Below are 15026 nucleotides of genomic sequence, written 5' to 3'. Positions count from 1 at the left end.
GCTCCGCTCCTACTCCGGCAGGATCACGCTGCGCGAGAGGTTGCGGGGGTGGTCGGGGTCGTACCCCTTCGACTCGGCCAGCACCACCGCGAGCCGCTGCGCGCGGATCAGGTCGGCCATCGGGTCCGCCGAGCGGTGTGCGACCAGCGTCCCGCCGACCGCCGCCACCTCGCCCGCCAGCCCCTCGGGCAGGGCGCCGAAGACCCAGGCGACCCGGTTCGGGCCGGTGATCGCGATCGGGCCGTGGCGGTACTCCATCGCCGGGTACGACTCGGTCCAGGCGCCCGCCGCCTCGCGCATCTTCAGCCCGGCCTCCTGGGCCAGCCCATAGGTCCAGCCGCGCCCCAGGAACGTCCACTGCTCGGCCGCGACGACCGCCTCGTCCAGCGGCTCGGTCACCGCCAGCTCCGCGTCCACCGCCGCCTCGGCGACCGTCTTCACGCCCGCCGGAAGCGGACCGGCCGCCTCCAGGCCCGCCCGCAGGAAGGCGAGCGCGGTGGTGGCGAACCGGGTCTGGACCACCGACTCCTCGTCCGCCCAGTCCAGTACGGCGACCGCGTCGGCGGCCTCCATGACCGGCGTCGCCGGGTCGCCGGTCAGTGCGACGGTGGCCGTCTTCCCGCGCAGCTCGCCCAGGAGCGCCAGCACCTCGCTCGTGGTGCCGGACCGGGTGATCGCCACCACCCGGTCGTACGGGCGGCCCACCGGGAACTCCGAGGAGGCGTACGCGTCCGTCTCGCCCTGTCCGGCGGCCTCCCGCAGGGCCGCGTAGGCGATGGCCATGAACCAGGAGGTGCCGCATCCGGTGACCGCGACGCGCTCGCCGGGCCTCGGCAGCCCGTCGAACTCCGCGCCCGCCTGCGCGGCACGCCGCCAGCAGCTGGGCTGGGTGGCAATTTCAGATGCGGTACGCGACATGCGGAACGGCTCCTTGAGGCTGGGCGGACAGGGCGACGCGGCGGGGAGTTGGCGCGCGGGCGGCTAAAGGTCTGGACCAATAAGACCCGTACGCCGAGACCTACTTAGCAGCCGCCGCAGGCCCCGTGCAATGCTGCTGCGTTGTGGAAGCGATACCTCCGTGGTGTAGACCTCTACGCCGGTGGCGGGGAAAATCGCAGCTCACCCGGAGTGCCCCGCGCGGACGTGGGAGCCGCGGGCGGTGCAATCGACGAGGACGGACTGAGCTGTGCAGCGGCGTTACTTGGGACTGACTGCGGCTGTCGCCGCACTGGGGATGACGGCGACGCTGTCGGGCTGCGGTGGCAGCGACGGCTCGGGCGACGTCACGCTGAAGGTGGTCGCGGCCGACTACGGCACCAGCGCGGCGAACAAGTCCGACAAGTACTGGGACGGCATCGCCCGGAGCTTCGAGGCGTCCCACCCCGGGATCAAGGTCGAGGTCACCGTCCTGCCCTGGACGGACGTCGACCGCAAGGTCGCCGAGATGGTCAAGGCGGGCAAGGCCCCCGACATCGCGCAGATCGGCGCCTACGCGGACTACGCCAAGGCCGGCAAGCTCTACTCCGCCGACGAGATGCTCAGCATCCCCACCCAGGCGAACTTCCTGCCGAAGCTGACCGATGCCGGGCGGGTCAACCGCATCCAGTACGGACTGCCGTTCGTCGCCAGCACCCGGCTGCTCTTCTACAACAAGAAGCTCTTCGGCCAGGCGGGGCTCAAGGCCCCCCGGACCTGGAGCGACATCGCCTCCGACGCCGCCGCGCTCAAGCAGCGCGGGGTGACGTACCCCTTCGCGCTGCCGCTCGGCCAGGAGGAGTCCCAGGCCGAGACCCTGATGTGGATGCTCAGCGGGGGCGGCGGCTACACCGATGACGTCGGCTCGTACGACATCGACTCCGAGGAGAACGTCAAGACGTTCACCTGGCTGAAGTCGAACCTCGTCGACAAGGGGCTCGTGGGCCCCGTCGCACCCGGCAAGCTGAACCGCGCGAAGGCCTTCGAGGCGTTCACGAAGGGGCAGGTCGGCATGCTCAACGGCCACCCCACGCTGATGGAGGAGGCCGAGCAGAAGGGCGTCGACATCGGCATGGTCCCCCTCCCCGGTGAGAAGGGCCCCACCGAGGGATCGATGGGTGTCGCCGACTGGATCATGGGCTTCAAGCAGAACGACCACCGGCTGGAGATCGGCAAGTTCTTCGACTTCCTGTTCAGCGACAAGAACGTGATCCAGTTCGCGGACACGTACGACATCCTGCCGGTCACGGACAGCGCGTCGGCGGCGATGGAGGACGACTCCAAGTTCAAGCCGCTGCACAAGTTCCTTACGGCGCTGCCGCAGGCGGAGTTCTACCCGTTCGGCAAGACGTCCTGGGCGCAGGCGAGCGAGTCGATCAAGGAGAACATCGGCAAGGCGGTGGAGCCGGGGGCGAACCCGGAGACCGTGCTCGCGCAGATAGCGCGGGAGGCGACGGCGGCGGAGGCGGCCGAGTAGGACGGGGCGTTTCGTGGGGGCGGGCCGCGCCATATATTGGCTGATATGACCGCCCTCCCCCCGAACGGCCCTGCCGGTGCCGACGAGCCCGCCCCGCTGTCCGACCGCGACCGCGCGGTGCTGGCGGTCGAGCGGCGCGCCTGGGCCGGGCCCGGGGCGAAGGAGCGGGCGATCCGGGAGGGGCTGGGGCTGTCGCCGACGCGGTACTACCAGCTTCTGAACGCGTTGCTGGACGACCGGCGGGCGCTGGAGGAGGACCCGGTGACGGTGAACCGCCTCCGACGCGTGCGGGAGGCCCGGCGCGGGAGGCGCTAGGGGGCGGCGCGCTCGGTTTTCAGCCCCTGCGGCGATTGAGCAGCGGGGGTGCGGGGGCAGCGCCCCCGTGACGGTGCCGCGCGGGGATACGCTCAAGCGCATGGGTACCCCTCCGCACACCCCCGCAGGCCGCACCGGCCTCGACGCCCTCCTCGCCCGGCCGGCCGAGGCCCTCGTCGCGCTCGACTTCGACGGGACGCTCGCGGACATCGTGCCGGACCCCGAGCAGGCGCGGGCGCACCCCGGCGCCGTCGAGGCGCTGGCCGCGCTCGCGCCGCGGGTCAGGTCCGTGGCCGTGGTCACCGGGCGGCCCGCCGCCGTCGCCGTGCGGTACGGCGGGTTCGCCGGGGTCGAAGGGCTCGACCACCTCGTCGTCCTCGGGCACTACGGCGCCGAGCGCTGGGACGCGGTCACCGGGACCGTGCACGCCCCCGCCCCGCCCCCCGGTGTCGCCGCCGTGCGCGCCGAACTCCCGGGCGTACTGGAGAAGTTCGACTTCTGGCGCGGCACCTGGACCGAGGACAAGGGCCGCGCCCTCGCCGTGCACACCCGCCGCGCCGCCGACCCGCAGGCCGCGTTCGACGCGCTGCGCGGGCCCCTCGGGGACCTGGCCGCCGAGCACGGGCTGATCGTCGAACCGGGGCGCCTCGTCCTGGAGTTGCGCCCCCCGGGCATGGACAAGGGCGTCGCGCTCACCGAGTACGTGCGCGAGATCGGCGCCGGCTCCGTGCTGTACGCGGGCGACGACCTGGGCGACCTCGCCGCGTACGCGGCCGTGGAGAAGCTGCGCACGGACGAGGAGAACCCCGTACCGGGGCTGCTCATCTGCAGCGGCAGTGCCGAGGTGCCCGAGCTGGCCGACCGCGCCGATCTGGCCCTGCCCGGTCCGGGCGCGGTCGTCGCGTACCTGCGAGCGCTCGCCGACCGGCTCGCCTAGTCGCGCCGCAGCGCCTCCAGCTGGTCCAGGAACCACTGCTGCGGCGGCAGCGCCGTCGCCGCCTCGGCCAGGCGCTCCGAGCGGGCCGCGCGCACGTCGTCCGGCAGGGTCAGCGCCTCGTGCAGCGCCGCGGCGGTGGCGGAGACGTCGTACGGGTTGACCGTGAACGCGTGCTCGCCCAGCTCCTCGTGCGCGCCGGCCTCGCGGGACAGGACCAGCGCGCAGCCCTCGTCGGAGACGACCGGGACCTCCTTGGCGACCAGGTTCATGCCGTCGCGGATGGGGTTGACGAGGGCCACGTCGGCCAGCCGGTACGCGGCGAGCGAGCGGGCGAAGTCGTCCTTGACGTGGAGGACGACCGGGGTCCAGTCCGCCGTGCCGTACGTCTTGTTGATCGCGTCGGCGACCTGCTGGACCTCCGCGGTGTACTCCCGGTAGACCGCGAGGTCCTGCCGCGAGGGGTAGGCGAACGCCACGTGCACGACGCGCTCGCGCCACTCGGGGCGCTCGTCGAGCAGGGCGCGGTAGGCGTGCAGGCCCCGGACGATGTTCTTGGACAGCTCCGTGCGGTCGACCCGGACGATCGTCTTCCGGCCGGGCCCGATCTGCTCGCGCAGGGCCGCCATCCGCTCGTCCACGTCCGCCTCGTGCGCGCGGCGGCGCAGGAAGCCGGCGTCGGCGCCCAGGCCGTGGACGCCGATGCGGGTGCGGCCGGTGCCGCCCAGGATCTCCGTACAGCAGCCGATGAAGGCGTCCGCCCAGCGGCGGGTCAGGAAGGCGGCGCGGTCGGCGCCGAGGATGCCGCGCAGCAGCTGCTCGGCGATGTCGTCGGGGAGCAGCCGGAAGTAGTCGACCGGCGCCCACGGGGTGTGCGAGAAGTGGCCGATCCGCAGGTCGGGGCGGAGTTCGCGGAGCATGCCCGGGACGAGCGAGAGGTGGTAGTCCTGCACCAGGACGGCCGCGCCCTCGCCCGCCTCCTCGGCGAGCGCCTCGGCGAAGGCCCGGTTGTACGTCTCGAAGGAGGCCCACTGCCGGCGGAACTCCGCGTCGAAGACGGGCTCGACGGGCGTCTGGTACAGCATGTGGTGGACGAACCACAGCACGGAGTTGGCGATGCCGTTGTACGCGTCGGCGTGCGTCCCGGCGTCGATGTCGAGCATCCGGACGCCCGGCTCGCCGACCCCGCGGCGCACCGCCTCGCGGTCGCCGTCGCCGAGGGCGGCGCAGACCCACATCTTGTCGTCGACGGCGCTGAGGCCGGAGACAAGTCCGCCCCCGCCCCGTTTCGCTTCGAGGGAGCCGTCGTCGCCCAGCGCGTACGACACGGGGCCGCGGTTGGACGCGACGAGGACCTGGGCAGCGGGCTGGGGGGAGTGCTCGGAGACCATGGGCGGAATCTAGCCCGAACCCGATCCGCCCAAACGTACGAAGTCGGACGGGGCGGGGTCGTGATCAGGCCGCGCGCCGTGCCGCGTACTCCGGGATCTCACGCATCGGCGGCCGCTCCTGCGTGTCGACCGGATACGTGCGCGGGACGAATCCGCCGGGTCCGCGTTCGAACTGGGTCAGCGAGGGGCGGACCAGATGGCCGCGGGAGAGCCGGACCTGCGCGGTGCGGTAGATCGCGGCGGCCATCCGGCCGAGGGCCTGGCCGTCCTGGTGGCGGTGGACGCGGACGCCGACGTCGACCTGGGCGAGGGCGTCCAGGCCGACGGTGTGCAGGGCGTCGACGAGCAGGCCCAGCTCCACCCCGTAACCGACCGGGAAGGGCAGCCGCTCCAGGAGCGAGCGGCGTACGGCGTACTCGCCGCCCAGCGGCTGGACGAAGCCCGCGAGCAGCGGCCAGTGCAGGTTGAGCAGGGGACGGGCCACCAGCTCGGTGACGCGGCCGCCCTGGCCCGCGACCTCGCCGAGCGGGCGGTCGTACATGGCCTTGACGAACTGCACCTCGGGGTCGGCCAGCAGCGGGGCGACGATGCCGGAGACGAAGTCCGCGGAGAAGTCCTTGAGGTCCGCGTCGATGAAGCACAGGATGTCGCCGCCGGTCACCAGGAGTGAGCGCCACAGCACCTCGCCCTTGCCGGGGACGGCCGGGAGGCGGGGCAGGATGCTGTCCCGGTGGACCACCCGGGCGCCCGCGCGGCGGGCGACCTCGGCGGTGGCGTCCGTGGAACCGGAGTCGATCACCACCAGCTCGTCGACCAGCGGGACCTGCTCCATCAGCTCGCGCCGGATCGTCGCGACGATGTCCCCGACGGTCTCCGCCTCGTTCAGCGCGGGCAGGACGACGCTCACGCCCGTGCCGTGCGCGGCGGCCTGCGCACGCGCCGACGGACGGTCGGCGGCCGACCAGGAACGCCTGGTCAGCCAGCGTTCGACCTCTTCGAGCACGGTCGATACTCCCTGTATGTGATCCATCTCGCGGTACGGACGGCTATCTCAACAGTCCGGTGCTTCGGTTACAGTCTTGAACAACGCGGACGACCGGCGCATGCCGGGGTCGGTCCGCCGACAAATGCCCGGATCCATGATCCGGTGCCACAGCGCTCATCCAGAGGGACAGAGGGAACGGCCCGTTGAAGTCCCGGCAACCCTCCTGCCGACCGCGAGGTCAGGTGGGGAAGGTGCCAATTCCGTCTCGCGGCGAAACGCGCCGTGAGGAAGATGAGGAGAAAGGGCCTCGCCATCATGGCTGTTGAAACCGTCGCAGCACACACCGAATCTTCTGTGGACCTGGGTCCCGCCGCGGCGCTTTCCTGCCGCGAATGCGGTGAACGGTTCGCACTCGGCCCCATTTTCGCCTGCGCGTCCTGTTTCGGGCCGCTCGAAGTGGCGTACGACCTGCCGAGCGGCTCCCCCGAAGAGCTGAAGAAGCGCATCGAGTCCGGCCCGGACAACATCTGGCGTTACGCGCCGCTGCTGCCGGTGCCCGCCGATGTCGCCGACAAGCCCAATCTGAACCCCGGCTTCACCAAGCTGGTCAAGGCCGACAACCTCGCCCGCGAGCTGGGCGTGACCGGCGGCCTGTACGTGAAGGACGACTCCGGCAACCCGACGCACTCCTTCAAGGACCGCGTCGTCGCGATCGCCGTCGAGGCCGCCCGCGCCTTCGGCTTCACCACGCTCTCCTGCTCCTCCACCGGCAACCTGGCCGGCGCCGTCGGCGCCGCCGCCGCCCGCGCGGGCCTGCGCTCCTGCGTGTTCATCCCGCACGACCTGGAGCAGGGCAAGGTCGTCATGGCCGCGGTGTACGGCGGCGAGCTGGTCGGCATCGAGGGCAACTACGACGACGTCAACCGCTTCTGCTCCGAGCTCATCGGCGACCCGCTGGGCGATGGCTGGGGCTTCGTCAACGTGAACCTGCGGCCGTACTACGGCGAGGGCTCCAAGACGCTGGCGTACGAGATCTGCGAGCAGCTCGGCTGGCGGCTGCCCGACCAGATCGTCATCCCGATCGCGTCCGGCTCGCAGCTCACGAAGATCGACAAGGGTCTCCAGGAGCTGATCAAGCTCGGCCTGGTCGAGGACAAGCCGTACAAGATCTTCGGCGCCCAGGCCGAGGGCTGCTCCCCGGTCTCCACCGCCTTCAAGGCCGGTCACGACGTGGTCCGCCCGCAGAAGCCGAACACCATCGCCAAGTCCCTGGCGATCGGCAACCCGGCCGACGGCCCGTACGTCCTGGACATCGCCCGCCGCACCGGCGGCGCCGTCGAGGACGTGAACGACGAGCAGGTCGTCGACGCGATCAAGCTGCTGGCCCGGACCGAGGGCATCTTCGCCGAGACGGCGGGCGGGGTGACGGTCGGCGTGACGAAGAAGCTGATCGAGGCCGGTCTGCTCGACCCGTCGCTGACCACCGTCGTCCTGAACACCGGTGACGGCCTCAAGACGCTGGACGCGGTGGCCGAGACCTCGCAGGCGACCGCCACGATCCGCCCGAGCCTCGACGCCTTCCGCGCCGCCGGCCTCGCCACCAGCTGACCACCCCGAGACTTCAGGAAGGCATCCGCCATGAGCGTCAAGGTCCGCATCCCCACCATCCTCCGCACCTACACCGGCGGCCAGGCCGAGGTCCCGGCCGAGGGCGCGACCCTCTCCGAGGTCATCGCCTCGCTGGAGAAGGACCACCCGGGCATCGCCGCCCGCGTGCTGGACGACCAGGGCAAGCTGCGCCGGTTCGTCAACGTGTACGTCAACGACGACGACGTGCGGTTCGAGGGCGGCCTCGACGCGGCCACCCCGGACGGCGCCGGTATCTCGATCATCCCCGCCGTCGCCGGCGGCTGCTGATCCCCGGGGGCTTCCGGAAGGGGCCCCCGACTTCACGGAGTTACAGGAATTGCCCCCTCTGCGAGAGAAGCGGAGGGGGCAATTCTGCATGGTTGAGCGGGGTAGAGTGTGGGAAGTCCCCTTCGCTGCCCGTGCCGCCCGCATATGAGAATGCGCCGCCCCACGACCAGAAGCAGCCAAAGTGCTTGAACGTCTTGCGCCATAAGTCACCTTTGCCGGGCCCGACTTGCCCCGCAATCCCGCGAATTCCTCATATTCGGGCGATCGGTGCTGCGCAGAATTGTCGTCCGATTGACCTGTTGCAGAGGGCAGTTGGGCAGATACATTCAGCCGCGGTCGACGCGCTTCGGCGCACACACGTTACAGGGGAGTTAGGCATGGCTCAGGGCACCGTCAAGTGGTTCAACGCGGAGAAGGGGTACGGCTTCATCGCGGTCGACGGTGGTGCGGATGTATTCGTCCACTACAGCGCGATCCAGATGGACGGGTACCGCACCCTCGAAGAAGGTCAGCGGGTCGAGTTCGAGATCTCGCAGGGCCAGAAGGGGCCGCAGGCGGACATGGTCAAGCTCGCCGTCGGCTGAGCCCGGCACGGCACGTCGGCCGCGACGCCACGCACGTACGAAGGGTCCGTACCCGCAGGGGTACGGACCCTTCGCGCGTCCCGGTCCCGCCCGCCCCGCGTCCCGAGCCCGTCCACATACCGAGGGCGACGCTTGCACTCAAGGGTGCCGAGTGCTAATCATTGGCTTAGCACTCTCCAGGTGAGAGTGACAGAATTTTGGACCGGGCCGGTGAGGCCCGCACGCCGGGCGGGGCAAGGAACCGCCGGGCACGCAGGCCGTCCGTCGCGGGCGCCACTCGGTCCGGAGCAATCCACCCCTGTCCGGGAGGACCACTTCACATGGCCAAGATCATCGCGTTCGACGAGGAGGCCCGGCGCGGTCTCGAGCGCGGCATGAACCAGCTCGCCGACGCCGTCAAGGTCACCCTTGGCCCCAAGGGTCGCAACGTCGTCCTCGAGAAGAAGTGGGGCGCCCCCACGATCACCAACGATGGTGTGTCCATCGCCAAGGAGATCGAGCTGGAGGACCCGTACGAGAAGATCGGTGCGGAGCTGGTCAAGGAGGTCGCCAAGAAGACGGACGACGTCGCCGGCGACGGTACGACCACCGCCACCGTTCTCGCCCAGGCGCTCGTCCGCGAGGGCCTGCGCAACGTGGCCGCGGGTGCGAACCCGATGGCTCTCAAGCGGGGCATCGAGAAGGCCGTCGAGGCCGTCTCCGCCGCCCTCCTGGAGCAGGCCAAGGACGTGGAGACCAAGGAGCAGATCGCTTCGACCGCCTCCATCTCCGCCGCCGACACCCAGATCGGCGAGCTCATCGCCGAGGCCATGGACAAGGTCGGCAAGGAAGGCGTCATCACCGTCGAGGAGTCCCAGACCTTCGGTCTGGAGCTGGAGCTCACCGAGGGTATGCGCTTCGACAAGGGCTACATCTCGGCGTACTTCGCCACCGACATGGAGCGCATGGAGTCGTCCCTCGACGACCCGTACATCCTGATCGTCAACTCCAAGGTCAGCAACGTGAAGGACCTCCTTCCGCTGCTGGAGAAGGTCATGCAGTCCGGCAAGCCGCTGCTGATCATCGCCGAGGACGTCGAGGGCGAGGCCCTGTCGACCCTGGTCGTCAACAAGATCCGTGGCACCTTCAAGTCCGTCGCCGTCAAGGCCCCGGGCTTCGGTGACCGCCGCAAGGCCATGCTCGGCGACATCGCCATCCTCACCGGTGGCACCGTCATCTCCGAGGAGGTCGGCCTCAAGCTGGAGAACGCCGGTCTCGACCTGCTCGGCCGCGCCCGCAAGGTCGTCATCACCAAGGACGAGACGACGATCGTCGACGGCGCCGGTGACAGCGACCAGGTCCAGGGCCGCGTCAACCAGATCCGTGCCGAGATCGAGAACTCCGACTCGGACTACGACCGCGAGAAGCTCCAGGAGCGTCTGGCGAAGCTGGCCGGCGGCGTGGCCGTCATCAAGGCCGGTGCCGCCACCGAGGTCGAGCTCAAGGAGCGCAAGCACCGCATCGAGGACGCGGTGCGCAACGCCAAGGCCGCCGTCGAGGAGGGCATCGTCGCCGGTGGTGGCGTGGCTCTGCTCCAGGCCTCGGCCGTCTTCGAGAAGCTGGAGCTCTCGGGTGACGAGGCGACCGGCGCCAACGCCGTGAAGCTCGCCCTGGAGGCCCCGCTCAAGCAGATCGCCGTCAACGGTGGTCTCGAGGGTGGCGTCGTCGTGGAGAAGGTGCGCAACCTGCCGATCGGTCACGGCCTCAACGCCGCGACCGGCGACTACGTCGACATGATCGCCGAGGGCATTCTCGACCCGGCGAAGGTCACGCGTTCCGCCCTGCAGAACGCCGCGTCGATCGCCGCGCTGTTCCTCACCACCGAGGCCGTCATCGCCGACAAGCCGGAGAAGGCCGCCGCGGCCGCTCCGGGCGGCATGCCGGGCGGTGACATGGACTTCTGATCCTGACGGATCGGTAGTTCAGCAGTACCACGGCACCGGCCCCCGGGGATTCGTCCCCGGGGGCCGGTGCCTTTGTGTGTACGGGTACGGCTCAGCCCGCGTCGAGGCCGTCGACCAGCCGGGTGAGGAAGCGGTCGAACATGGCGTCCGGGTCGCCGGGCCGTCCGGCCGCCCCGGCCAGGGCCTCCGCCAGTTCCGGATGATCGCCGTCCGCCGCGACCTCGGCCAGATAGAGCACCTCGGCGGCGGCCCGATCGGGGTCCTGGGCCGCCCTGGCCTGCCCGACCTCGTACGCCACGTGGGCCGCCACGAACGAGGTGAGCTGGGCGAAGATCTCCAGCCGCGCCGCCCCGGCCAGGCCGCTGGGGCGCAGGGCGGTGAGGGCGTGTTCCAGGAAGGCGAGCGTGTGGGGGCCCAGGGTGCGGCGGGCCTGCACGGCGGCGGGCAGCCAGGGGTGGCGGAGCATATGGGTGCGCTGGTCACGCCCGATGGTCTTGAGGTCGGCGCGCCAGTCGCCGGTGAGCGGGCCGGACGTGGGCAGCTCGCCCGAGACCTGGTCGATCATCAGGTCGAGCAGCGTCTCCTTGTCGGGGGCGTAGCTGTAGAGCGACATGACGCCGGCGCCCACCTCGGAGGCGACCCGCCGCATGGTGACCGCGTCGATCCCCTCGGCGTCCGCGAGGGCGATGGCCGCCGTCGTGATCGCCTCCCGGCTGAAGGCGGGTCTGCGCCCGCGCCGGGGCCGGTCCTGCCTCCGCCAGAGTTCGCGCGGGTCGACGCCGCCGGCGCCGGACTCCTCGGTGCGGGTCACCCTCTCCGCCTCTCTCACCTGGATCCCCCTTCGCGTCCATCCAAGCATCCAGTATTCTCGTACGCAGTACGAGAATGACTGACGGAGGCGAAGATGACACGACCGACGCACGACGCCCGCACCGGGGCCGCATGGACGCCGTCGTCCGGGAAGCCACCGCTCGCCTCCCGGCTGATGCGTGCCACCTGGCGCGACCTCCCGGTCGCGCACCACCGGGTGGGTGTCGAACGGGGGCTCGCGGTCCCCGCCGCCGACGGCAGCACGCTCGTCACCGACCACTACTTCCCGCGCGCCGAGGGCGACTTCCCCACGCTCCTGGTGCGCTCGCCGTACGGGCGGGGCGTGCCGTGGTCCCCGCAGTACGGGATGCTCTTCGCCGAGCAGGGCTTCCATGTCGTCCTGCAGAGCTGCCGGGGCACCGGTGGCTCGGGCGGCGACTTCCACCTGTGGCGCAACGAGGCCGCGGACGGCCGGGCCGCTGTCGGCTGGCTGCGCGAACAGCCCTGGTTCGACGGGCGGCTGGGCACGGTCGGCCCCAGCTACCTCGGGTACACGCAGTGGGCGCTCGCCCTCGATCCGCCGCCGGAGCTGAAGGCCATGGTGGTGCAGGTCGGGCTGCACGATCCGTACGCCCTCTTCCACACGGGCGGCGTCCCGCACCTGGAGACCGCGCTCGCCGTGGGCGCCGGGATGACATACCAGCACCGGGGCATGGGCCCATTCGTCCGGGCGTCCATGCGCCTGCGGCGCGGCATGCGCGCCGTCCTCGCCGCGCGTCCGCTGCGCGGGGCGTACGCGGGTGCGCTCGGCGCCGAAGTGCCCTGGCTGGACGAGGTGTTGAGCCACCCGGACCCGGACGACCCGTACTGGGCGGGCGCGTGGCAGGCCGGTGCGGCGGACCGGGCGGCCGTGCCCACCGCCCTGATCACCGGATGGCACGACGTCCTCGTGGACCAGAGCTTCGAGCAGTACGGCCGGCTGCGCCGGGCGGACGGCGAGGTGTCCCTGCTCGTCGGCCCGTGGACGCACACCTCCGCGCTCCAGAAGGGCTGGGCCGAGGTGTTCACCGAATCCCTCGCCTGGCTCCGGGCCCACCTGTGCGACGACCCGTCCGCTCTGCGCCCGACGCCGGTCCGCGTACACGTGGGCGGCGCGGACCCGGCCGTCCGGGACCTGGACGCGTGGCCCACCGGCGGGGGCGCCGTCTCCTGGTACCCGACGGCCGACGGCCACCTCACCCGGGAGGCCCCCACGGACACCGCCCCCGTCGCCTCCTTCGTGGGTGGGCGGGTTCAGGCCCACCCCACCATTCCGCTGAAAGAGCGCTCGGACCTCGCGACTTGAGCCCCGGAGATCACCTTGTCGCGCTCTCCTCTCTGCCATGCGGCCCTCACGGCAGGGGCCGGGCCGGCGTCACCTTCGGTGTGTGGACGACGGCGTCGAACCAGCTCGCGAGTGACCCGCCGGACATGTGGTGGGCCTCGTCGTCCCGGGGGTCGTACGACGGGCCTATCAGTCGCGTACGAGTCGGGGTGTCCAGGAAGCGGCGCACCGGCTCGGGGCGCGGCAGGCTCAGGTCGAGGAGGTAGCCGGCCCTGTTCCCGGCTGCCTCGCTCAGCACGCCCTCCACGAAGTCCGGGCCCGCAGCCGGCAAGGGCAGGCCGATGGATCCGTGCCCCAGGGTGAGGCCGACGGACCGGAAGTCCGGTCCCAAGCGCTCACGCAGGTATCCGCCCATGTTCCAGTGCGTTTCCGGGGTCTGGGAGGAGGGCACGGAAATGGTGCGTGGGTCGCCGATGGCGGTGTGGGCCATGCCGCCCCAGTAGACGACTTTGTCTCCGGAGTGCTGCTGCCACCAGGCCGCATTGTCGGCGAGAGTGCGCTCCGCTTCGGCCAGGCCGCTGAGGGGCGTGGTGTGGCGGATCGGTTCAGCCGGTGCTTGCGCGAAACGTACCGGGTCGTCCGGGTGGTGCTTGTTGTAGGACCGCATCCAGTGGACGAGTTCGAGGATCTCCGTTGTCTGCCAGAACGTTCGCGCCTCGGCGAGCATGGCCCGCGGGTCCCCCTTGCCGGTGGCGACGTAGGCGTCCAAGCCGAGTCGGCCGGGGTCGTCACCCTCCAGGGCGACGCTCCGGAATCCCTCCTCATCCACCAGCAGACGCACCACGCGGTGTGCCGCGTCCGACAGTTCGCGTGTCAGCCGGGCGGCGGCCCCCAGCGCCACGATCTTGGCGTCGCGCACCAGTGGGGCGAGCGGTCGCAGATCGTCCAACGGCTCGTCGGGCTTCCTTGCGGTGAGCGCGTGGGAGTTCTTCTCGATCCATTCCGTAGCCGCCTGCATGGACCTGCCCTTCGTCTCCGAGCTCCGCTTGTGCGGGCCACTCAGGAGATCGTTTGGCCTCAAGCGCGGTTGAGGTCAAGAGCTGGGACGGGACGGAAGCCGGGCCCGCTACGCGCTTCGGTGGTATCGGCTTCCGAAGTCCAACTGGACGGCCTGGTCCATCTGCATGCGCCGCACGCCGGATTCCAGCTGGCCGATGAATGAGCCGCTGAGGAAGAACGGCTCGCCCAGAGCCGTCTGGGAAAGTCCTGCCAGCTCCCGTCGGTGGCGGAGTTCCGCGCCGAGGAGGGCGCGCGGGGAGGAGGAAGGGTCGAGCTTCCTGGGCCCTGGCATGACAACTCCCGGTTGCACACATGCGTTTGTTGGGGCTGAACCTCTTCCAGGCTAGCGAGAGAATCACCACTCTGGGTATGCATCGTCGTTACTCAGCGTGGAAGGAATGGATCATGACTACTACGGAACGACGCAGGGCGGCAGTGGAGAGAATCCGGGAGGCCGAGGAGGTGGTGGCGCGGTTGCGGGACGGCTTCGCGCGGGCCGGGGTGAAGCTGCCGTCGCTGCGGATCGACGCGGCCTCGTGTGCGGGCGACGCACCGGCGGTGCTCGTCGACCTGGGGCGCTGCAACCTCGACGCGGCGGTGCGGCTGAGCCGGGTGCTGGACGAGAGGGCGGCGGGGGCATGACGGCCGAGGGCGGCCAACCGGAGCCGTGTGCGCCGGAGCCGGGGTCGTTCGCCGTGGACGCGCGGGACGGACGGGTGGGCCGGGTGCTGGGGCGCGTCGGGCCGTACGTGCGGTTGCGTCCGCCGGGTGGCGGGCCGGTGTGGGACTGCCCGCCCGACTCCGTCCGGCCGGCGCCTCCAGGGGTCGTCCTGCGGGCACGGGTGACGGAGATCAACCGCGAGGGGAAGCTGCCGCGATGACACCGGAGCTTCCGCTGCCGCCCGGATGGCACCGGTTCACGCTGATCCACTGCCCGGTGGGGGAGCAGCCGCGTCTGGACGGTCCGGAGTACGAGGGGATCAGGGCCGCTCCGCCGCAGGGGTGCCGGGTCGAGGAGTTCGGTGCGTACTTCGGGCTCGTCTGCGAGCGTCCGGGCGCGACCCTGCTCGACGCGGTGGCCGAGGTGTGTGCCGAGATCCGGACCGGGCACGGCTTGCTGATGACCGACCTCGGGATCGAGAAGCTGTGGGAGTGGTCGGCGGACGGCACCGACGGGTGGGGCGCGGAGATCGTGGGCCAGCTGCTCCTGATGGCGGCCGAACGAGGACCGAAGCTCGGGTACGGGACCGACGACCTCGTGCGGTTCCTGCGTACCGCTGCCGGGGCGGGGGGCGGGAGCTAGCCTGCGGTG

At 71.1% G+C, this 15026-nt stretch carries 15 protein-coding genes, 2 pseudogenes and 1 riboswitch; of the genes and pseudogenes, 11 read left to right on the top strand and 6 right to left on the bottom strand.

The window, feature by feature from the left end:
* Window positions 1-9: 9 nt before the first annotated feature.
* Window positions 10-918 (bottom strand): SIS domain-containing protein, encoded by a 909-nt coding sequence (locus EAO73_RS31820; protein WP_147974964.1) that lies wholly within the window; start codon window positions 916-918, stop codon window positions 10-12.
* A gap of 316 nt (window positions 919-1234) precedes the next feature.
* On the opposite strand from EAO73_RS31820, the gene EAO73_RS31815 reads away from it, so the two are divergent.
* The 3 genes from EAO73_RS31815 to otsB all read left to right on the top strand — a co-directional run bounded on the left by EAO73_RS31815 (window position 1235) and on the right by otsB (window position 3704).
* Window positions 1235-2452: an extracellular solute-binding protein gene (locus EAO73_RS31815; protein ID WP_191134323.1), complete on the top strand. Its 1218-nt coding sequence runs from the start codon at window positions 1235-1237 to the stop codon at window positions 2450-2452.
* Between the two features lie 45 nt (window positions 2453-2497).
* Window positions 2498-2767 (top strand): DUF3263 domain-containing protein, encoded by a 270-nt coding sequence (locus EAO73_RS31810; protein ID WP_147974962.1) that lies wholly within the window; start codon window positions 2498-2500, stop codon window positions 2765-2767.
* A 100-nt stretch (window positions 2768-2867) separates the two neighbouring features.
* Window positions 2868-3704 carry a trehalose-phosphatase gene (gene otsB, locus EAO73_RS31805; RefSeq protein WP_147974961.1) on the top strand — a complete coding sequence of 279 codons (837 nt, stop codon included), beginning with the start codon at window positions 2868-2870 and terminating at the stop codon, window positions 3702-3704.
* Here the strand turns inward: otsB and EAO73_RS31800 are convergent.
* Both EAO73_RS31800 and EAO73_RS31795 read right to left on the bottom strand, forming a co-directional pair.
* The gene (locus EAO73_RS31800; protein ID WP_147974960.1) at window positions 3701-5092 is read right to left on the bottom strand and encodes an alpha,alpha-trehalose-phosphate synthase (UDP-forming); all 1392 of its coding nucleotides are present in this window, start codon (window positions 5090-5092) and stop codon (window positions 3701-3703) included. The two genes, otsB and EAO73_RS31800, sit on opposite strands and share 4 nt — an antisense overlap.
* A gap of 64 nt (window positions 5093-5156) precedes the next feature.
* The gene (locus tag EAO73_RS31795; RefSeq protein WP_147974959.1) at window positions 5157-6095 is read right to left on the bottom strand and encodes a glucosyl-3-phosphoglycerate synthase; all 939 of its coding nucleotides are present in this window, start codon (window positions 6093-6095) and stop codon (window positions 5157-5159) included.
* Window positions 6096-6248: 153 nt separating this feature from the next.
* Window positions 6249-6375, top strand: a riboswitch (SAM riboswitch).
* A 17-nt stretch (window positions 6376-6392) separates the two neighbouring features.
* Between EAO73_RS31795 and thrC the strand changes: the two genes are divergently transcribed.
* The 4 genes from thrC to groL all read left to right on the top strand — a co-directional run bounded on the left by thrC (window position 6393) and on the right by groL (window position 10521).
* Window positions 6393-7685, top strand: coding sequence for a threonine synthase (gene thrC, locus EAO73_RS31790; protein ID WP_147974958.1), 1293 nt, complete (start codon window positions 6393-6395; stop codon window positions 7683-7685).
* Between the two features lie 30 nt (window positions 7686-7715).
* Window positions 7716-7994 carry a MoaD/ThiS family protein gene (locus EAO73_RS31785; protein ID WP_136320208.1) on the top strand — a complete coding sequence of 93 codons (279 nt, stop codon included), beginning with the start codon at window positions 7716-7718 and terminating at the stop codon, window positions 7992-7994.
* A gap of 377 nt (window positions 7995-8371) precedes the next feature.
* Complete coding sequence (locus EAO73_RS31780) at window positions 8372-8578, top strand: cold-shock protein (protein WP_003967346.1); 207 nt, start codon at window positions 8372-8374, stop codon at window positions 8576-8578.
* Between the two features lie 320 nt (window positions 8579-8898).
* A complete protein-coding gene (gene groL / locus EAO73_RS31775; RefSeq protein WP_073862394.1) occupies window positions 8899-10521 on the top strand; it encodes a chaperonin GroEL in 1623 nt (540 codons plus the stop codon).
* Window positions 10522-10612: 91 nt separating this feature from the next.
* On the opposite strand, the gene EAO73_RS31770 is transcribed toward groL, so the two are convergent.
* Complete coding sequence (locus tag EAO73_RS31770) at window positions 10613-11332, bottom strand: TetR/AcrR family transcriptional regulator (RefSeq protein ID WP_147974957.1); 720 nt, start codon at window positions 11330-11332, stop codon at window positions 10613-10615.
* 93 nt (window positions 11333-11425) lie between these two features.
* Between EAO73_RS31770 and EAO73_RS31765 the strand changes: the two are divergent.
* Window positions 11426-12610 (top strand): annotated as a pseudogene (locus EAO73_RS31765) (CocE/NonD family hydrolase); the annotation flags it as partial.
* 112 nt (window positions 12611-12722) lie between these two features.
* Here EAO73_RS31765 and EAO73_RS31760 read toward each other — a convergent pair.
* Together EAO73_RS31760 and EAO73_RS31755 are read right to left on the bottom strand one after the other, a co-directional pair.
* The gene (locus EAO73_RS31760; protein WP_147974956.1) at window positions 12723-13673 is read right to left on the bottom strand and encodes an erythromycin esterase family protein; all 951 of its coding nucleotides are present in this window, start codon (window positions 13671-13673) and stop codon (window positions 12723-12725) included.
* A 138-nt stretch (window positions 13674-13811) separates the two neighbouring features.
* Window positions 13812-14006 (bottom strand): annotated as a pseudogene (locus EAO73_RS31755) (helix-turn-helix domain-containing protein); the annotation flags it as partial.
* A 113-nt stretch (window positions 14007-14119) separates the two neighbouring features.
* Here EAO73_RS31755 and EAO73_RS31750 point away from each other — a divergent pair.
* Genes EAO73_RS31750 through EAO73_RS31740 form a run of 3 tightly spaced genes read left to right on the top strand, consistent with a single transcriptional unit; the run spans window position 14120 to window position 15017 of the window.
* Window positions 14120-14356: a hypothetical protein gene (locus EAO73_RS31750; protein ID WP_147974955.1), complete on the top strand. Its 237-nt coding sequence runs from the start codon at window positions 14120-14122 to the stop codon at window positions 14354-14356.
* Complete coding sequence (locus tag EAO73_RS36950) at window positions 14353-14595, top strand: hypothetical protein (RefSeq protein ID WP_147974954.1); 243 nt, start codon at window positions 14353-14355, stop codon at window positions 14593-14595. The genes EAO73_RS31750 and EAO73_RS36950 overlap by 4 nt, the downstream gene beginning before the upstream one ends.
* Window positions 14592-15017 (top strand): amidase, encoded by a 426-nt coding sequence (locus tag EAO73_RS31740; RefSeq protein ID WP_147974953.1) that lies wholly within the window; start codon window positions 14592-14594, stop codon window positions 15015-15017. The genes EAO73_RS36950 and EAO73_RS31740 overlap by 4 nt, the downstream gene beginning before the upstream one ends.
* Window positions 15018-15026 lie beyond the last annotated feature (9 nt).

It is taken from the genome of Streptomyces sp. col6 (genome assembly GCF_008042035.1).
Classification (GTDB): domain Bacteria; phylum Actinomycetota; class Actinomycetes; order Streptomycetales; family Streptomycetaceae; genus Streptomyces.
This window is presented reverse-complemented; position numbering and strand designations above follow the sequence as displayed.